The sequence below is a fragment of the Kribbella steppae genome (genome assembly GCF_004342025.1).
Lineage (GTDB): Bacteria > Actinomycetota > Actinomycetes > Propionibacteriales > Kribbellaceae > Kribbella > Kribbella steppae.
In genome coordinates, this window is sequence record NZ_SLWN01000010.1 from 274,317 (window position 1) to 289,143 (window position 14,827).

Consider the following 14,827-nt stretch of genomic DNA (forward strand, 5'->3'; position numbering starts at 1 on the left):
GAGCCCGGGTCTGATCGAACAAGATCGGGTCCGGCGCCTTGTTCCCCTGCGAGGTGCCGGGTCCGGTCGGCACAGACGATCGGGCTCGGCGCCTTGTCCCCTCCGGGGAGCCGGGTCCGATCTTGTGGTGTGCGGAACGGTCAGGAATTGAGAAGCCCGGGGGCGTAGGCCGCGCTTAGCGTGAGCTCATGGTGATCCACCGCCTCGTCCCCGCCGCCTATCGGCCGGTGCTGGCCAACCGGGTGCTCCGGCGGTTGATCCTCGGCTTCGCGGTGTCGTACCTCGGCGACGGGATGAGCTTCGTCGCGGTGGCCTGGCTCGCCATCGAGCTGGCGCCCAAGGCGACGGCAGGTCTGTGGGTCGGCGCCGCGGTGGCGGCGTACACCTTGCCGGGCGTCGTCGGCGCGTTGGTGTTCGGTCGCCGTCTGCGTCACCTTCCGCCCAGGCGCATCCTGCTGGCCGACAACATTGTGCGCGGGGTGTTCCTGGGCGCCGTACCGCTTGCCTGGTTCGCCGGGGCGCTGACGCTGCCGCTGTACGTCGTATTGCTCGCAGTGTCGTCGTTGCTGCACGCGTGGGGCAGCGCGGGGATGTACACGCTGATGGCCGAGTTGCTGCCCGAGGAGCAGCGGCTGGCGGCGAACACTCTCGTCAGCACGCTCAACTTCTCAGCCACCATTGCCGGGCCTGCCATCGCCGGTGTGCTGGTGACGTACGTCAGCTCTGCGCTGGTGATCGGCCTGGATGCGCTGACCTATGTGTTCCTCGCGGTGATCGTCGTGACGACCCGACTGCCTGCGTCACGACGCGTCGACACCGTCGACGTCGTCGACACTGTCGACGTCGTCGACGAGCCGGCGGCCCGCGGTGGGTTCGCGTTCCTGCGTTCGCATCCTGAGTTGCTCGGGCTGTTGGCGCTCACCTGGTTCTTCAACTTCCTCTACGGCCCGGTCGAGGTCGCGCTGCCGCTCCACGTGACCAACGACCTGGACGCACCGGGCACGCTGCTCGGCCTCTACTGGATGCTGTTCGGCATCGGTGCGGTCCTCGGCGGTCTCACGATCGGCGCCCTGCGCCAGCTACCCCTCTGGCCGGTGACCATCGCCATCGTCGTCCTCTGGGGCCTTCTGCTGCTGCCGTTCGGTTTCGACGTTCCGATCGTGGTCACCGTCGTCTGCTTCATGGTTGGCGGCGCAATCTATGGTCCGTTCGTCCCGCTCTCCGTGACCCTCGTCCAGGCGAAGTCCCCACCCCAACACCTGGCCGCAGTCCTCGCCGCCCGCAGCGCAGTTCTTCTCACCGCGGCGCCCCTCGGCACGGCTCTCGGCGGCCCGTTGACCACAGCGCTAGGTCCAAGAGCAACGCTCGGCGCCTCAGGTCTCGCGACCGTGACCCTTGGCGGCATCGCCTGCGCTCTACTGCTGGTCCGAGAAGCCGGTGCGCCAATCGGGTGGGTGGGCGTCCACGCTAGGTGGGTGCGGGCGTAGGCGTTGGAGGCGCCTCGGGCCCAAGCAGGGCGACTGGTCGCGACAGTCGGTGGAGCAGGTACGCCGACGGATTCGGCGAACGCCGGGGACCAGGCCGAGGCCGGGGCTGGGTCGTTGTCGACGATGTTGACCGGGCCGGTTGGCCAGTTGAGGGCCTGTACGGCGGCGATCGCGGCGTCCTCGACGTGGAGGAAGCTGGTGATCTCGGAGCCGGTCGGGAGGTCGGCGGCGAGGTCGGCCATCAGGCCGCCCTTGGTGTACCAGGTGCCGGGGCCGTACAGCATGCCGTAACGCAGCACCACCCACTCGGAAGCCTCGGCGGTGATGTTCTCGAGTTCCGCGACTGCCTCGACCATTCCGCGGCGTCCCTCGTCCGGTGCGGCGAGGTCCAGTGGGGTCGACTCGATGGCCGGATCGTCGCCGCCTTCGTACGCCCACGAGATGCTCTGTGAGATCACCCGTCGCGCTCCCGCAGCCAGTGCGGCGTCGACGAGGTTGCGGGTGCCCACTCGCCGGATCCGCCCGTTCGCCGCGAAGTCGCGCGATCCCAGGTCGGTCAGTTGGTGGATGACCACGTCCGGCCGGGCCGCCGCGACCACCTCGGGCAACGACGCGGCGTCGTACACGTCTCCGACGACAGCGGTCACGCCCTGCCTGCGCAGGGATGACGGGTCGCGTCTGGTCAGGGCTGTGACGTCGTGGTGGGCGGCCAGCAGGAGCGGTACCAGCCGGCGTCCGATCGCGCCGGTCGCGCCGGCGAGAAAGATCCTCATGCTTGGCAACCTAGGCGATCGCCGTCATCTGGATGGTGGTCCAGTTCACGGTGAATTCGGTGGGCCATTCGCGGCGGTGCGTCTATTCTGAAGTGAAAGTAAACAGCTGTTCACCTCCGTGAGGACACCGCGTGAGCGCCCGCACCTCGACCGTCCGCCCAGCCCGTCCACGCCTCATCCTGACCGCGCTCGCCTCCTGCGGCGTCCTCGTCTCGATCAGCCAGACGATCGTCGTACCGCTGCTGCCCGAGCTGCCGCGGATCACCCATCGCGGGCCCGCCGACGTCAGCTGGCTGATCACGGTCACGCTGCTGACCGGCGCGGTGTTCACGCCGTTGCTCGGCCGGGCCGGCGACATGTACGGCAAGCGCCGGGTGCTGTTGATCGCGCTCGGTTCGATGGTGATCGGTTCGTTGCTTTGCGCAAGCAGTTCGGAGCTGGCGGTGCTGATCGTTGGCCGCGCCTTCCAGGGGGCCGCGGTCGCCGTCGTACCGCTCGGGATCAGCATCCTGCGCGACGAACTCGAGCCGCGCCGGGTGCTGCCGTCGATCGCGATGATGAGCTCGACCCTGGGCGTCGGTGCGGCGTTCGGCATCCCGGCGGCGACGCTGGTGGTGGAGTACTCGAACTGGCACACGATGTTCTGGATCTGCGCCGGCATCGGCGTGCTCGACCTCGCCCTGGTCCTGCTGATCGTGCCGGAGTCGGCGGTGCGGACGAGAGGCCGGTTCGACATCCTGGGTGCGCTGGGCCTGAGTGCGTTCCTCGTCTGCCTGTTGCTGGCCGTCTCGAAGGGCAGCACGTGGAGTACGACGGCGACCATCGGCCTGTACGTCGCAGCCGCGGCGATCGTGCCGTTGTGGGGACTGTTCGAGCTCAGGACGACCAGTCCGCTCGTCGATCTGCGAGTGTCCGCGCGTCCCGCCGTACTGTTCACCAACCTGGCCGCGCTGCTGATCGGATTCTCGTTCTACGCCAACTCGCTGGCGACCGCGCAACTCGTGCAGGAGCCGACGTGGACCGGCTACGGACTCGGTGAGTCGATCGTCGTCAGCGGTCTGTGCCTGCTGCCCGGCGGTCTCGCGATGGTGCTGCTGTCGCCGGTGTCCGCGCGGATCTCGGCCGCCCGTGGTCCGCGGTTCACCCTGGTGATCGCGTCGGTCCTGATGGCCGCCGGGTACGTCGTCCGGCTGTTCACCAGCGGCAATGTCGCCGGGATCGTGGCCGGTGCGACCGTGGTCTCGGCCGGGACCGCGATCGCCTACTCGGCACTTCCGGCCCTGATCATGCATGCTGTGCCCGTGACCGAAACGGCCGCGGCGAACAGCCTCAACACCTTGATGCGCACACTCGGGGCGGCGATCTGCAGCACGATCGTGGTGACCGTGCTGACCAACGTGACGCTCACCAGGTCCGGCCAGGTGGCGCCCGCGCTGTCGGCGTACCTGATCGTCTTCGTGATCGCGGGCGCGGCAGCCGTGGTCGCGGCCGGGCTCGTCCTGTTGATCCCGGTACGGCGGCAGACGCCGGTCCACCTGGAAAGCACGGTGGGTAGGACGTGACCGACGTCGGAAGAATCGCGATCCTCCGGGCGGCGCGGCGGGCGTTCGCGCTCCAGCCGTACAACGCCGTCACCCTGCGCGGGATCGCCGCCGACGCGAACGTGAGCGCGGCCCTGATCGTCAAGCACTTCGGCAGCAAGGAATCCTTGTTCGACCAGGTCGCGGACTTCAGTGAGGCCGCGGAGAAGCTGCTCGACGCGGCCGACGAGGACCTCGGCCGGCACGCCATCCTGACCCTGGTGAACTACCGCCGCGAGAACGGTCTCGACCTGCTCGTCCGAGTGATCTTCTCGGCCGGCAGCGGTGACGAACGCGCGCTGATCCGCGAGCACTTCCGCGACCAGGTGACGCGGGCGTTCGCCGCCCGCCTGACCGGAGCCGACGCGGACCTGCGGGCCGAGCTCATCACCGCCCAGTTGCTCGGCCTGGGCGCCACGATGTCGCTCGACAAGACCGGCCCGACCGCGACCGCTGACCCCGAGGCCATCGCCGATCAGTACGCTCCCGGCCTCCAGGCGCTTATCCACTGACTGAACAGCGGTCTCACTAAGTGGGCATTGACCCTGTAATCCAGGTGTGACGCCGCTAACATGGCGGGGCCGGGTCGAGAGGCGCTGCAACGGACACTCAGGTCCGCCACGCTCGACCCGGGGTCTATTTGCAAGGGCGCCTCCGGAGATTTTCTGGAGGTGACGGCAGATGAGTGAAATCGCTCTACGGGAGCTGCTGGATCAGCGGATCGCGGTGCTGGACGGCGCGTGGGGCACGATGCTCCAGTCCGCGAAGCTGAGCACGGCCGACTTTCAAGGTGACCGCTTCGTCGAGCACTCGCACGACGTCACCGGTGACCCGGATCTGCTCAACCTGACCCGGCCGGACGTCATCCTCGACGTGCACCGGAAGTACCTCGCGGCCGGTGCCGACATCACCACCACGAACACGTTCACCGCGACGAGCATCGGCCAGGCCGACTACGGTCTGCAGGACCACGTCCGCGAGATGAACGTCGCGGGTGCCCGGCTGGCCCGGCAGGCCGCGGACGAGTTCGGCAACCGCTTCGTGGCCGGTTCGATCGGACCGCTGAACGTGACGCTCTCGCTGTCGCCGCGGGTGGAGGACCCGTCCTACCGGGCGGTGACCTTCGAGCAGGTGCGGGCCGCGTACGCCGAGCAGATCGCGGCGCTGGCCGAGGGCGGCGTGGACCTGCTGCTGATCGAGACCATCTTCGACACCCTGAACGTGAAGGCCGCGATCATGGCGGCCCGTGAGGTCGCACCGCACCTGCCGCTGTGGATCTCGGTGACGATCGTCGACCTGAGCGGCCGGACGCTGTCGGGCCAGACGGTCGAGGCGTTCTGGAGTTCGGTCGAGCACGCCAAGCCGCTGATCGTCGGCGTCAACTGCTCGCTCGGCGCCGCCGAGATGCGCCCACACGTGGTCGACCTGGCCCGGTTCGCCGACACGTACGTCGCCTCGCACCCGAACGCCGGCCTCCCGAACGCCTTCGGCGGGTACGACGAGACGCCGGACGAGACGGCCGGGATGCTGCAGGAGTTCGCCGAGTCCGGTCTCGTCAACATCGTCGGCGGCTGCTGCGGTACGACGCCCGCCCACATCGAGCAGATCGCGCACAGCGTGGCCGGTATGGAGCCGCGGACCGTCGTACCGCCGAACGACACCACCCGGTTCTCCGGGCTGGAGCCGTTCAAGATCGGGCCGGACACCGGGTTCGTGATGATCGGCGAGCGAACCAACGTGACCGGCTCGGCGCGCTTCCGCCGGCTGATCGAGTCAGACAACCATCAGGCCGCGGTGGACGTGGCGCTGGAGCAGGTCCGCGGCGGCGCCAACCTGCTCGACGTGAACATGGACGCCGACCTGCTCGACAGCGAGCAGGCGATGACCACGTTCCTGAACCTGATCGCGACCGAGCCCGAGGTGGCCCGGATCCCGATCATGATCGACAGCTCGAGGTGGTCCGTCCTCGAGGCCGGACTGAAATGCGTGCAGGGCAAGGGCGTGGTCAACTCGATCAGCCTGAAAGAGGGCGAGGAGCAGTTCCTCACCCAGGCCCGGCGGATCCGCGACTACGGCGCCGGCGTGGTGGTGATGGCCTTCGACGAGCAGGGCCAGGCCGACACCGTCGAGCGCAAGGTGGCGATCTGCGGCCGGGCGTACGACCTGCTCACGCAGAAGATCGGCTTCCCGGCCGAGGACATCATCTTCGACCCGAACGTCCTCGCGGTGGCCACTGGTATGAGCGAGCACAACGGCTACGCCAAGGCCTTCATCGAGGCTTTGCCTCTGATCAAGGACCGCTGTCCGGGCGTCCACATCAGCGGCGGTATCTCGAACCTGTCGTTCTCGTTCCGCGGCAACGACGTGGTCCGGGAGGCGATGCACTCCGCGTTCCTGTACCACGCCGGCCAGGTCGGCCTGGACATGGGAATCGTCAACGCGGGGCAGCTCGCGGTCTACCAGGACATCCCGGCAGACCTGCTGGAACTCGTCGAGGACGTGATCTTCGACCGGCGCGACGACGCCACCGACCGGCTGGTCAGCTTCGCCGAGACCGTGCAGGGCAAGGGGACCCAGCGTGAGGTCGACCTGTCCTGGCGCGAGGGCCCGGTCGAGGAGCGGCTGTCACACGCGTTGGTGCACGGGATCGTCGACTTCATCGAGGCCGACACCGAGGAAGCCCGGCAGAAGCTGCCGCGGCCGCTCGAGGTGATCGAAGGCCCGCTGATGGACGGGATGAAGGTGGTCGGCGACCTGTTCGGCGCCGGCAAGATGTTCCTGCCGCAGGTGGTGAAGAGCGCCCGGGTGATGAAGCGCTCGGTCGCCTACCTGGAGCCGTTCATGGAGGCGGAGAAGGAACAGGCCCGGCTGGAAGGTCGCGCCGAGTCGGTCCGCGGCCAGGGCAAGGTCGTGCTCGCCACGGTGAAGGGCGATGTGCACGACATCGGCAAGAACATCGTCGGGGTGGTGCTCGGCTGCAACAACTACGAGGTGATCGACCTCGGCGTGATGGTGCCGGCGGCAAGGATCCTGGACACCGCCGTGGCCGAGGGCGCCGACGCGGTCGGCCTGTCCGGCCTGATCACGCCGTCACTCGACGAGATGGTTGCCGTCGCCACCGAGATGCAGCGCCGCGGGCTCAAGCTCCCGCTGCTGATCGGTGGTGCGACCACGTCGAAGCAGCACACCGCCGTACGGATCGCACCGGCGTACGAAAGCACGACCGTGCACGTGCTGGACGCGTCGCGCGTGGTCGGGGTGGTGTCGGACCTGCTCGACGACGAGCGCGCCGAGGAACTTGCCCGGAGCAACAGCATCGAGCAGGAGCGGCTGCGCGAACAGCATGCCAACAAGCAGCGCGCCCCGATCCTCACGGTGACCGAAGCGCGCGCCAACGCCGAGCCGGTCTCGTACGACGAACTCCCCGTGCCGGCGTTCACCGGGCTGCGGCACGTCTCGCCGTCGATCGAGACCTTGCGCGAGATGATCGACTGGCAGTTCCTGTTCCTGGCCTGGGAGCTGAAGGGCAAGTACCCGGCGATCCTGGACCAGCCGGTGGCGCGTGAGCTCTTCGACGACGCGAACACGCTGCTCGACGAGATCATTGCCAGCGGCTCCTTCACCGCCGAGGGTGCCTACGGGTTCTGGCCGGCGCACAGCGAGGGTGACGACATCATCCTGGACGGTGAGGACGTGTCCTTCCCGATGCTGCGGCAGCAGACCCAGAAGCCGGCCGGGCGGCACAACCGCTGCCTGGCGGACTACGTCGCGCCCGCCGGTGACCACCTCGGCGGGTTCGGGGTGGCGATCCACGGTGCCGAGGCGCTGGCCGCGTCGTACGAGGCTCGCAACGACGACTACCGCGCGATCATGGTGAAGGCGCTGGCCGACCGGCTGGCGGAGGCGTTCGCCGAGTGGATCCACCTGGAGGCGCGGCGGGCCTGGTTCGAGCCGGACGCGGAGCCGGAGCTGGCGGATCTGCATGCCGAGCGATTCCGTGGCATCCGGCCGGCGCTCGGGTACCCGGCGAGCCCGGACCACAGCGAGAAGAAGGCGCTGTTCGAGCTGCTGGAGGCCGAGAAGCTCGGCCTCGGGCTGACCGAGTCGTTCGCGATGACGCCAGCCGCTGCGGTGAGCGGTCTGATCTTCCAGAACCCGGCGTCGCGCTACTTCAGCGTCGGTCGGCTCGGCCGCGATCAGATCGAGGACTACGCCGTACGCCGGGGGATGCCTGTCGACGAGGTGGAGCGCTGGCTGCGGCCGAACCTGGCGTACGACCCGGCCTGAGATGTCACACTTCGGCGCCCGGATGACTCCTAGAAGGTGTGAAAGCACACGATGACATGAGTTCGGGCGCGGCGACCGAGGTGTTCGTCGGGCATCGGGAACTGCTGTTCTCGATCGTCTACAACATCCTCGGCAGCGTCACCGACACCGAAGACGTCCTGCAGGAGACCTGGCTGGCCTGGTCGACCCGGACCGAGGTCGAGAACCCGCGGGCGTACCTCGTCCGCATCGCGGTGAACTCGGCGCTGGCCCGGCGTACGACGATCAATCGTCGCAAGGAGGAGTACGTCGGGCCTTGGCTGCCGGAGCCGGTGGTCACGCCGGCCGACCCGGTCGAACGGGCCGAGGCGGTATCGCTCGCGGTGCTCGTCGTCCTGGAGACGCTGACGCCGTTGGAGCGGGCGGTGTTCGTGCTCCGTGAGGTGTTCGGGTACGCGCACACCGAGATCGCGGAGATCGTGGGTCGGACGCCCGCGGCGGTACGGCAGCTGGCGCATCGGGCGCGGGAACACGTGGCGGCCCGGCGTCCTCGGTTCCCCGCGGATCGGCAGGTGCAGCAGGAGGTGACGCAGCGGTTCATCGACGCCGTGGTCGGCGGGGATCTGAACGCCCTGATGGAAGTACTCTCGCCAGACGTGACGCTCTGGGCCGACGGTGGCGGCAAGGCTCGCGCGGCGGGTCTGCATCCGCTGCTGGGCCGGGACAAGATCGCCCCGCTCATCATCGGTGACCGCCGTCGCCGCCCGCTGGACTCGCTCGGCATCCGCTACCGAACCATCAACGGCGACCCGTCCGCGCTGCTCTTGTCGGGTGACACTGCGTTCGCCGTGATCGTGCTGGATGTCGAAGGCGATCAGGTGACAGGCATCTACGCGATCACCAACCCGGACAAGCTCGCGCATGTGGAGGTGGACTGACATGACCACCATCGCCGTGGTTGTCGTGGTGGTGACCCTGGCCATGAACGCGTTCTCGGGGATCGCGGCGCTGCTGCACTGGAAGGCGATCCTGCCCGGGATGGCGAAGGCCGAGGTCCCGGAATCGTGGCTGACGTTCCCGATCGGCACACTGAAGACGGCCGGTGCCGCCGGGCTGCTCGCCGGGCTGCTGATCGGAGCGCCGTGGCTGGTGGCCGCTGCCGCGATCGGGCTGGTGCTGTTCTTCGTCTGTGCTTTGTATACCCACGTTAGGGCCGCGGATTACACGGCACAGTTCGGGCTTGCCGTGGTGTTCCTGGGCGCGGCGAGCACCTCCTTGGTGCTTACCCTGACGGCATGACAGCTTCGCTCCGCCCTGCCGAGCCCGCCGACGCCGAGGCCGTCGCCGCCATCTGGTACGCCGGGTGGGGCGACGGGCATCTCGGGCACGTGCCGGAAGAGCTGGTCGCGATCCGGACCAAGGAGTCGTTCTTGACCCGGGCCGCCGAACGCGTCGCCGACACCACGGTCGCGGTGGTGGGCGAGGACGTCGCGGGATTCGTGATGGTGGTCGGGGATGAAGTCGAGCAGGTGTACGTCTCCCGCGACCACCGTGGCTCGGGTATCGCCGGCGTACTCCTGACCGAAGCCGAGCGGCAGGTGAAGGCCGACGGTCACGCCGAGGCGTGGCTCGCGGTCGCCACCGGCAACGCCCGGGCTCGCCGCTTCTACGAGCGCAGCGGCTGGACCGACGCCGGCGCCTTCGACTACCCGGCTACCACCGACTCGGGCCCCATCCCCGTCCCGTGTCACCGCTACACGAAGCCGGTCTGACGGGGCCCGCTCGGAAGTTACGGCAGGTAGTAGTTGGGGTTGGGGAGCTTGAAGGTGCGGTCGGCGTACCCGCCCTTGAGGTCGCTGTACTGGTCGCCGAAGTTGGCGACGATGTCGTACCCGAGCGACTCGATGTGCGCGCGGGTCGCCGACTTGTAGTGGATCGTCGTGCAGGAGCCGTTCGGGTCGGCGGCGCACGCCGTCTTCAGGTAGTCCGGGTAGTCCGCGACGGCCGGCTTGGTGAACAGGCCGTCCTCACCGTTCGGCAGCGTGGTCGGCTTCGGGAAGCCCGCGTCGATGCCGACGCCGTCCGCGGTCAGGTTGCCCAGCGTCGCCTGCTCCTGCGCCGCACCGCGCCCGGTCAGGAAGAAGACCGCGTACCCTTCCCGCTCGGCCGTCTTCACCAGGTCGACCATCCCCGGCACGGCGGGGAATTTCTGGTCCAGCACGTACGTCGCGTTGGTCGCCGGGTTGTACGCCCAGTTGCTGGCGATCTCGTAGTTCCAGGTGGCCAGCGAGGTGTCGTCGACGTCCAGCAGGATCGCCTTGGTCTTCGTGGCTGTCCTGGTGTGATGCGTTGTGGAGATCCAGCGGGCGCCCGCGGCGGCGACCGACTTCGCCTCCTTGGCGTAGTTGCTGTTCGCGCCGAACGTGCCGGTGCCGAGCGGATCGCCGTAGTAGTTGCGCAGCTGCTGGCGCAGGACGTCGATGTTCGTGACCTGTCGTTCGGTCCGCGGTGTCGACGTCTGGATGGCCGGCTGCTGGGCCGCGACTCCGGCCGAGTACGCGACCCCGCCGACGATCGACGCGATCGCGACCGATGCGGCGCCGGTCAGAACCAGCCGACGCGAGGGCCGGCGCCAGGAACGGATGCTCATGAGTTACCTCTCCCACGAAGAAAGCTTGCGAAAGCAAACTAACTCCATTCCTTTCCAATGGAGTTGCCACAGCCGCAATTCCAGGGGAAACCTGCGCCCTGAGCCCCGGGCTCAGCGGGGGAGGACGCCGTACAGGAGGGTGGTGAGGGCCTCGCGGAGGGCGGGTTCGAATTCCTGGCGGATGGCCGCGAGTGCGGGGTCGGCCTCGTATGCGGCCAGGATGGCGGCGGTCGGGTGCGAGTGCGTCCAGATCGTGCCGGCCAGCATGCTCGCGCTGGCGATGAAGCGGGACGCGCCGTCCACGCCGATCTGCGGAAGGGCTGCGATGACCACGGTCAGCAGACCCTCGTAGCCTCGCAGGGCTGCGCGTTTGAAGGTGAGCGCGACGTCGGCCGAGATGTTCCGCTCCAGCACGGACGCCTGTGCGCTGATCAGGTCACAGAACACCGGCCGCGCCGACAGTGTCCGCACCACTGCGTCGACCAGCTGTTCACCGCGCTGGGACGGGCTGCCGGTGACGTCCCGCAGCGCCGTCCGTAGATCCTCGACCCACGCGTCGAACTCGATGCCGAACAGCTCGAGCAGGACGGCCTCGCGGGACTCGAAGTACTTGAGCACGTTCGACTTGGCCAGGCCGACGCGGCGGCTCAGCTCGTTCAGGCTCAGGTCCGCGACCGGCATCTCGGTCAGCATCGCCGCCGCCGTGCCGAGGATCGCCCGCCGCCGGGCCGCCCGCTGCTCCTCGCTCCGGGCCCGCTGGAATGTCGTCACCCTCACAGTCTACAGACCGGCGGTCTGTTGTTAACGGACCGCCGGTCTGTTACTGTCGAAGCCATAACAGACCACCAGTCTTTTATGAGTGGAGACACGATCATGTACGTCGTACCCGACCAGACCGGCAAGCTAGCGGTCGTCACCGGCGCCAACAGCGGCACCGGCAAGGAAGCCACCAAGCGGCTGGCCGCGGCCGGCGCCCGCGTCGTAATGGCCGTCCGCACCGTCGCGAAGGGCGAGGCGGCCCGCGCCGAGATCCTCGCCGAGCACCCGCACGCCCAGCTCGAGGTACGGCGGATCGACCTCGCCGACCTCGCCTCGGTCCAGGAGTTCGCCGACGGCCTGATCGCGGACGAGCCGCACCTCGACCTGCTCGTGAACAACGCCGGTGTGATGGTCCCGCCGACCCGAATGACCACCAAGGACGGGTTCGAACTCCAGTTCGGCTCCAACTTCCTCGGCCCGTTCGCGCTCACCCTGCGGCTGCTGCCGCTGGTCCTGGCCGCCCCGGAGCCGTGGATCACCACGATGAGCAGCGGCGCCGCGAACTCCGGCCGGATCCATTTCGACGATCTGCAGTGGGAGCGCCGGTACCGCCGGATCGCGGCGTACGGGCAGTCGAAGCTCGCCGACCTGATGTTCAGCAACCACCTCGCGCAGCTGGCCGCCGAGCGCGGCTGGCCGCTGGTCAGCAACGGCGCGCATCCCGGCTTCACCCGCACCAACCTGCAGACCGCCGGTGCCAGCCTCGGCCGCGACAAAACTCCGCGATACGTGGAACTTCTGATGCGCTTCAACCCGCTCCCGACCCAGGACGTGCAGATCGGCACCGAGCCGTTGTTGTTCGCGGCAACGAGCCCGGACGCCAAGCCGGGTGCGTACTACGGACCGTCCGGCCGCTTCGGCCTGGTCGGCCCGACCAAGCTGGTCAGCGCCCCGAAGCGTTCCCTCGACCCCGAAGCCAACGCGCGCCTCTGGAAGGCGGCCGAGGAACTCACCGGTGTCTCCCTCCCGACCCACGTCAGGTAGGCCTACGCTGCGGGGATGAGCGAGTGGTCGAGTGGCGACATCTACGAGTCGTACGTGGGCCGGTGGAGCCGGCCGGTCGCGGCGGAGTTCATCGGCTGGCTGGACCAGCCCGCGGGACGGCGCTGGCTCGATGTCGGCTGCGGTACGGGCGCTCTGACCAGCACGATCCTGCGTACGGCGGACCCCGCCTCGGTGCTCGGCGTGGACCCGTCGGAAGGGTTCATCGGGTACGCCCGCCAGACGGTCGACGACCAGCGCGCGAGCTTCGAGGTCAGGTCGGCGGCCGAGCTCCCGGACGGTCCGTACGACGCGGTCGTCGCCGGGCTCGTGCTCAACTTCATCCCCGAACGGGTCGAGGCGCTACGCCGGATGCGGGAGATCGGCTCGATGGTCGCGGTCTACGTCTGGGACTACGCCGGCGGCATGCAGCTGATGCGGCACTTCTTCGACGCGGTGGCCGAGGTGCGGCCGCAGGACCGTGAGCACGACGAGGGGATCCGCTTCGCGTTCTGTACGGCGGAGGGACTTGAAGAGCTGTTCACCGAGGCCGGGTTCACCACGGTCACTACGCGCGAGATCGTCGTACCGACGGAGTTCACCTCGTTCGACGACTATTGGCGGCCGTTCCTGGGCGGGCAGGGGGTTGCGCCGGCCTACCTGCGCAGCTTGGCCGTGCCGGATCAGGAAGTAGTGCGGGAGGCGGTGCGCTCGCGATTGCCGATCGAGGCGGACGGTTCGATCCGGCTCACCGCCCGGGCGTGGGCGGCGAAGGCGGTCAGCTGAGGGTCAGCTGAGGTAGTCGTTGCGGAGGAGGCCGAAGAGCAGGTCGTCGGTCCACTCGCCCTTGAACCACGAGTTGGACAGCCGCAACCCCTCCTGCCGGAAGCCGACGCGTTCGAGCAGCCGTGCCGACGCGGTGTTGCGGGCGTCGCATTCGGCCGACACCCGGTGCAGGTCCCGCTCGATGAAGAGGTGGTCGAGCAGTCCGCGAACGGCCTCGGTCGCGTACCCGTTTCCCTGGTACGCCGGCGACAGCGTGAAGCCGAGCTCCGCCTGCATGAGGTTGTCGTGCAGGTTGAGCCCGAGGTCCCCGATCAGTACGCCGTCCAGGTCGATCGCGTACTGGAACCAGCCGGGCACGGCCGGATCGCCCTGCCCGAAGTCCTCCACCAACTCGAGCGCGTCCGCCAGGCTCACCGGCGCATCCCACGACTGGTAGCGGGCAACCTCCGGCTCCGACCGGTACGCCGCGAAGGCCTGGGCATCCGCGGTCGTGAAGCGCCGCAAGCCCAACCGCTCGGTCTGTAGGAACATCCCGCCATCATGTCAAGAACGCGGCTTCGACTCCGTCGTATCAGTGAGAGGAGTGGGCCGATGAAGTTCCTACTGATCCTGCATGGCGACACCGGCGCGGACCTGTGCCGCGACGAGTTCGAACACACCGCCCGCGAGGCCGGCGAGTTGGTCGGTGGCGAGCTGCTGGCCGATCCACAGCTGGCGATCACCGTTCCCGACCGAGCCCGCGCGGCCCCGATCGACGCCTACTACCTGATCGACGTGGACTCTCCGGTCCGCGCGGTCGAGCTCGCCCACCTCCTTCCCGACACCCGCGCTCCCGGGCGCTCGGTGGAGATCCGCGCCGTCATGCACTCGACCGCGGTCGACTTCTAGCCGTCCTTGTCCACTGCGAACCAGAGGTTGGAGGCGAGGGGGTGCTCGGTCAGGCTCAGGCGGTTCAGTGCGAGGGTGTGTCCGCCTGGGTGGTCGAAGAGGCGAGTGCCGTCGCCGAGGAGCACCGGCGCGAAGCAGAGCAGTACCTCGTCGAGTTCGCCGGCCTCGATGCACTGCTTGGCGATGTTCGCGCCGATCACGTTGACGTACTTGTCGCCGGCCGCGTCCTTCGCCATCGCGAGCGCCTTCGCGAACTCGTCGACGTACGTGACACCGGGCTCGGGACTGGCCGGCGGGCGGTGCGTGACCACGAACATCGGCCCGTCCCATCCGCCGCCGAACGCTTCGCCTTCGCCGGCCTGGCCCTTGTGTGGGTCGTCCCCGTCGTGCGACCGCCGTCCGATCAGCAGCGACCCGATCCGCGGGATCAGCTCCTCGACCTCCGGATTCGGCCCGAGGTACGGCCGCATCCATTGCATGTCGCCATCCGGCCCGGTGATGAAACCGTCCACCGACATCGTCACCGAGTACAGCACCTTCGCCATCAGAAACCTCCGGCTCGCTCGTCCTTACCTCTGTTGAGACGAGCGAGCCGGC

Annotated in this window: 14 protein-coding genes, 1 pseudogene and 1 riboswitch; of the genes and pseudogenes, 10 read left to right on the forward strand and 5 right to left on the reverse strand. The window is 68.6% G+C overall.

Features of this window, described 5'->3' with window-relative positions; genetic code table 11:
- The first annotated feature begins 188 nt into the window (after nt 1-188).
- Nucleotides 189-1,487 carry an MFS transporter gene (locus EV652_RS28760; RefSeq protein WP_132212384.1) on the forward strand — a complete coding sequence of 433 codons (1,299 nt, stop codon included), beginning with the start codon at nt 189-191 and terminating at the stop codon, nt 1,485-1,487.
- 152 nt (nt 1,488-1,639) lie between these two features.
- Here EV652_RS28760 and EV652_RS46225 read toward each other — a convergent pair.
- Nucleotides 1,640-2,260 (reverse strand): annotated as a pseudogene (locus tag EV652_RS46225) (NAD-dependent epimerase/dehydratase family protein); the annotation flags it as partial.
- A 131-nt stretch (nt 2,261-2,391) separates the two neighbouring features.
- Here EV652_RS46225 and EV652_RS28770 point away from each other — a divergent pair.
- The 6 genes from EV652_RS28770 (at nt 2,392) to EV652_RS28795 (ending at nt 9,878) form a co-directional block, all read left to right on the forward strand.
- Nucleotides 2,392-3,822, forward strand: coding sequence for an MFS transporter (locus EV652_RS28770; RefSeq protein WP_132212386.1), 1,431 nt, complete (start codon nt 2,392-2,394; stop codon nt 3,820-3,822).
- A complete protein-coding gene (locus EV652_RS28775) occupies nt 3,819-4,352 on the forward strand; it encodes a TetR/AcrR family transcriptional regulator (RefSeq protein ID WP_132212387.1) in 534 nt (177 codons plus the stop codon). The genes EV652_RS28770 and EV652_RS28775 overlap by 4 nt, the downstream gene beginning before the upstream one ends.
- A 70-nt stretch (nt 4,353-4,422) precedes the next feature.
- Nucleotides 4,423-4,501: riboswitch (S-adenosyl-L-homocysteine riboswitch) on the forward strand.
- Between the two features lie 20 nt (nt 4,502-4,521).
- A complete protein-coding gene (metH, locus tag EV652_RS28780) occupies nt 4,522-8,127 on the forward strand; it encodes a methionine synthase (protein WP_132212388.1) in 3,606 nt (1,201 codons plus the stop codon).
- 56 nt (nt 8,128-8,183) lie between these two features.
- On the forward strand, nt 8,184-9,044 hold the full coding sequence (gene sigJ, locus EV652_RS28785; RefSeq protein WP_132212389.1) for an RNA polymerase sigma factor SigJ: 861 nt from the start codon (nt 8,184-8,186) through the stop codon (nt 9,042-9,044).
- 1 nt (nt 9,045) lies between these two features.
- Entirely contained in the window at nt 9,046-9,405 is a 360-nt protein-coding gene (locus EV652_RS28790) for a DoxX family protein (protein WP_132212390.1), read from the forward strand.
- Nucleotides 9,402-9,878, forward strand: a complete 477-nt coding sequence (locus EV652_RS28795) for a GNAT family N-acetyltransferase (protein WP_132212391.1) — start codon at nt 9,402-9,404, stop codon at nt 9,876-9,878. Before EV652_RS28790 ends, EV652_RS28795 begins: the two co-directional genes overlap by 4 nt.
- A 17-nt stretch (nt 9,879-9,895) precedes the next feature.
- Here EV652_RS28795 and EV652_RS28800 read toward each other — a convergent pair whose 3' ends face one another.
- Together EV652_RS28800 and EV652_RS28805 are read right to left on the reverse strand one after the other, a co-directional pair.
- Entirely contained in the window at nt 9,896-10,756 is an 861-nt protein-coding gene (locus tag EV652_RS28800; protein ID WP_132212392.1) for an HAD family acid phosphatase, read from the reverse strand.
- A 111-nt stretch (nt 10,757-10,867) separates the two neighbouring features.
- Nucleotides 10,868-11,527, reverse strand: a complete 660-nt coding sequence (locus tag EV652_RS28805) for a TetR/AcrR family transcriptional regulator (protein WP_132212393.1) — start codon at nt 11,525-11,527, stop codon at nt 10,868-10,870.
- An 84-nt stretch (nt 11,528-11,611) separates the two neighbouring features.
- Here EV652_RS28805 and EV652_RS28810 point away from each other — a divergent pair, with 84 nt between their 5' ends.
- Nucleotides 11,612-12,559: an SDR family oxidoreductase gene (locus EV652_RS28810; RefSeq protein WP_242002072.1), complete on the forward strand. Its 948-nt coding sequence runs from the start codon at nt 11,612-11,614 to the stop codon at nt 12,557-12,559.
- A 15-nt stretch (nt 12,560-12,574) separates the two neighbouring features.
- On the forward strand, nt 12,575-13,342 hold the full coding sequence (locus EV652_RS28815) for a class I SAM-dependent methyltransferase (protein ID WP_132212394.1): 768 nt from the start codon (nt 12,575-12,577) through the stop codon (nt 13,340-13,342).
- 3 nt (nt 13,343-13,345) lie between these two features.
- Here the strand turns inward: EV652_RS28815 and EV652_RS28820 are convergent, their stop codons facing one another.
- A complete protein-coding gene (locus tag EV652_RS28820) occupies nt 13,346-13,873 on the reverse strand; it encodes a GNAT family N-acetyltransferase (protein WP_132212395.1) in 528 nt (175 codons plus the stop codon).
- A 60-nt stretch (nt 13,874-13,933) separates the two neighbouring features.
- Between EV652_RS28820 and EV652_RS28825 the strand changes: the two genes are divergently transcribed.
- The gene (locus EV652_RS28825; RefSeq protein WP_132212396.1) at nt 13,934-14,230 is read left to right on the forward strand and encodes a YciI family protein; all 297 of its coding nucleotides are present in this window, start codon (nt 13,934-13,936) and stop codon (nt 14,228-14,230) included.
- On the opposite strand, the gene EV652_RS28830 is transcribed toward EV652_RS28825, so the two are convergent.
- The gene (locus EV652_RS28830; RefSeq protein WP_132212397.1) at nt 14,227-14,775 is read right to left on the reverse strand and encodes a dihydrofolate reductase family protein; all 549 of its coding nucleotides are present in this window, start codon (nt 14,773-14,775) and stop codon (nt 14,227-14,229) included. The two genes, EV652_RS28825 and EV652_RS28830, sit on opposite strands and share 4 nt — an antisense overlap.
- Nucleotides 14,776-14,827: the final 52 nt, after the last annotated feature.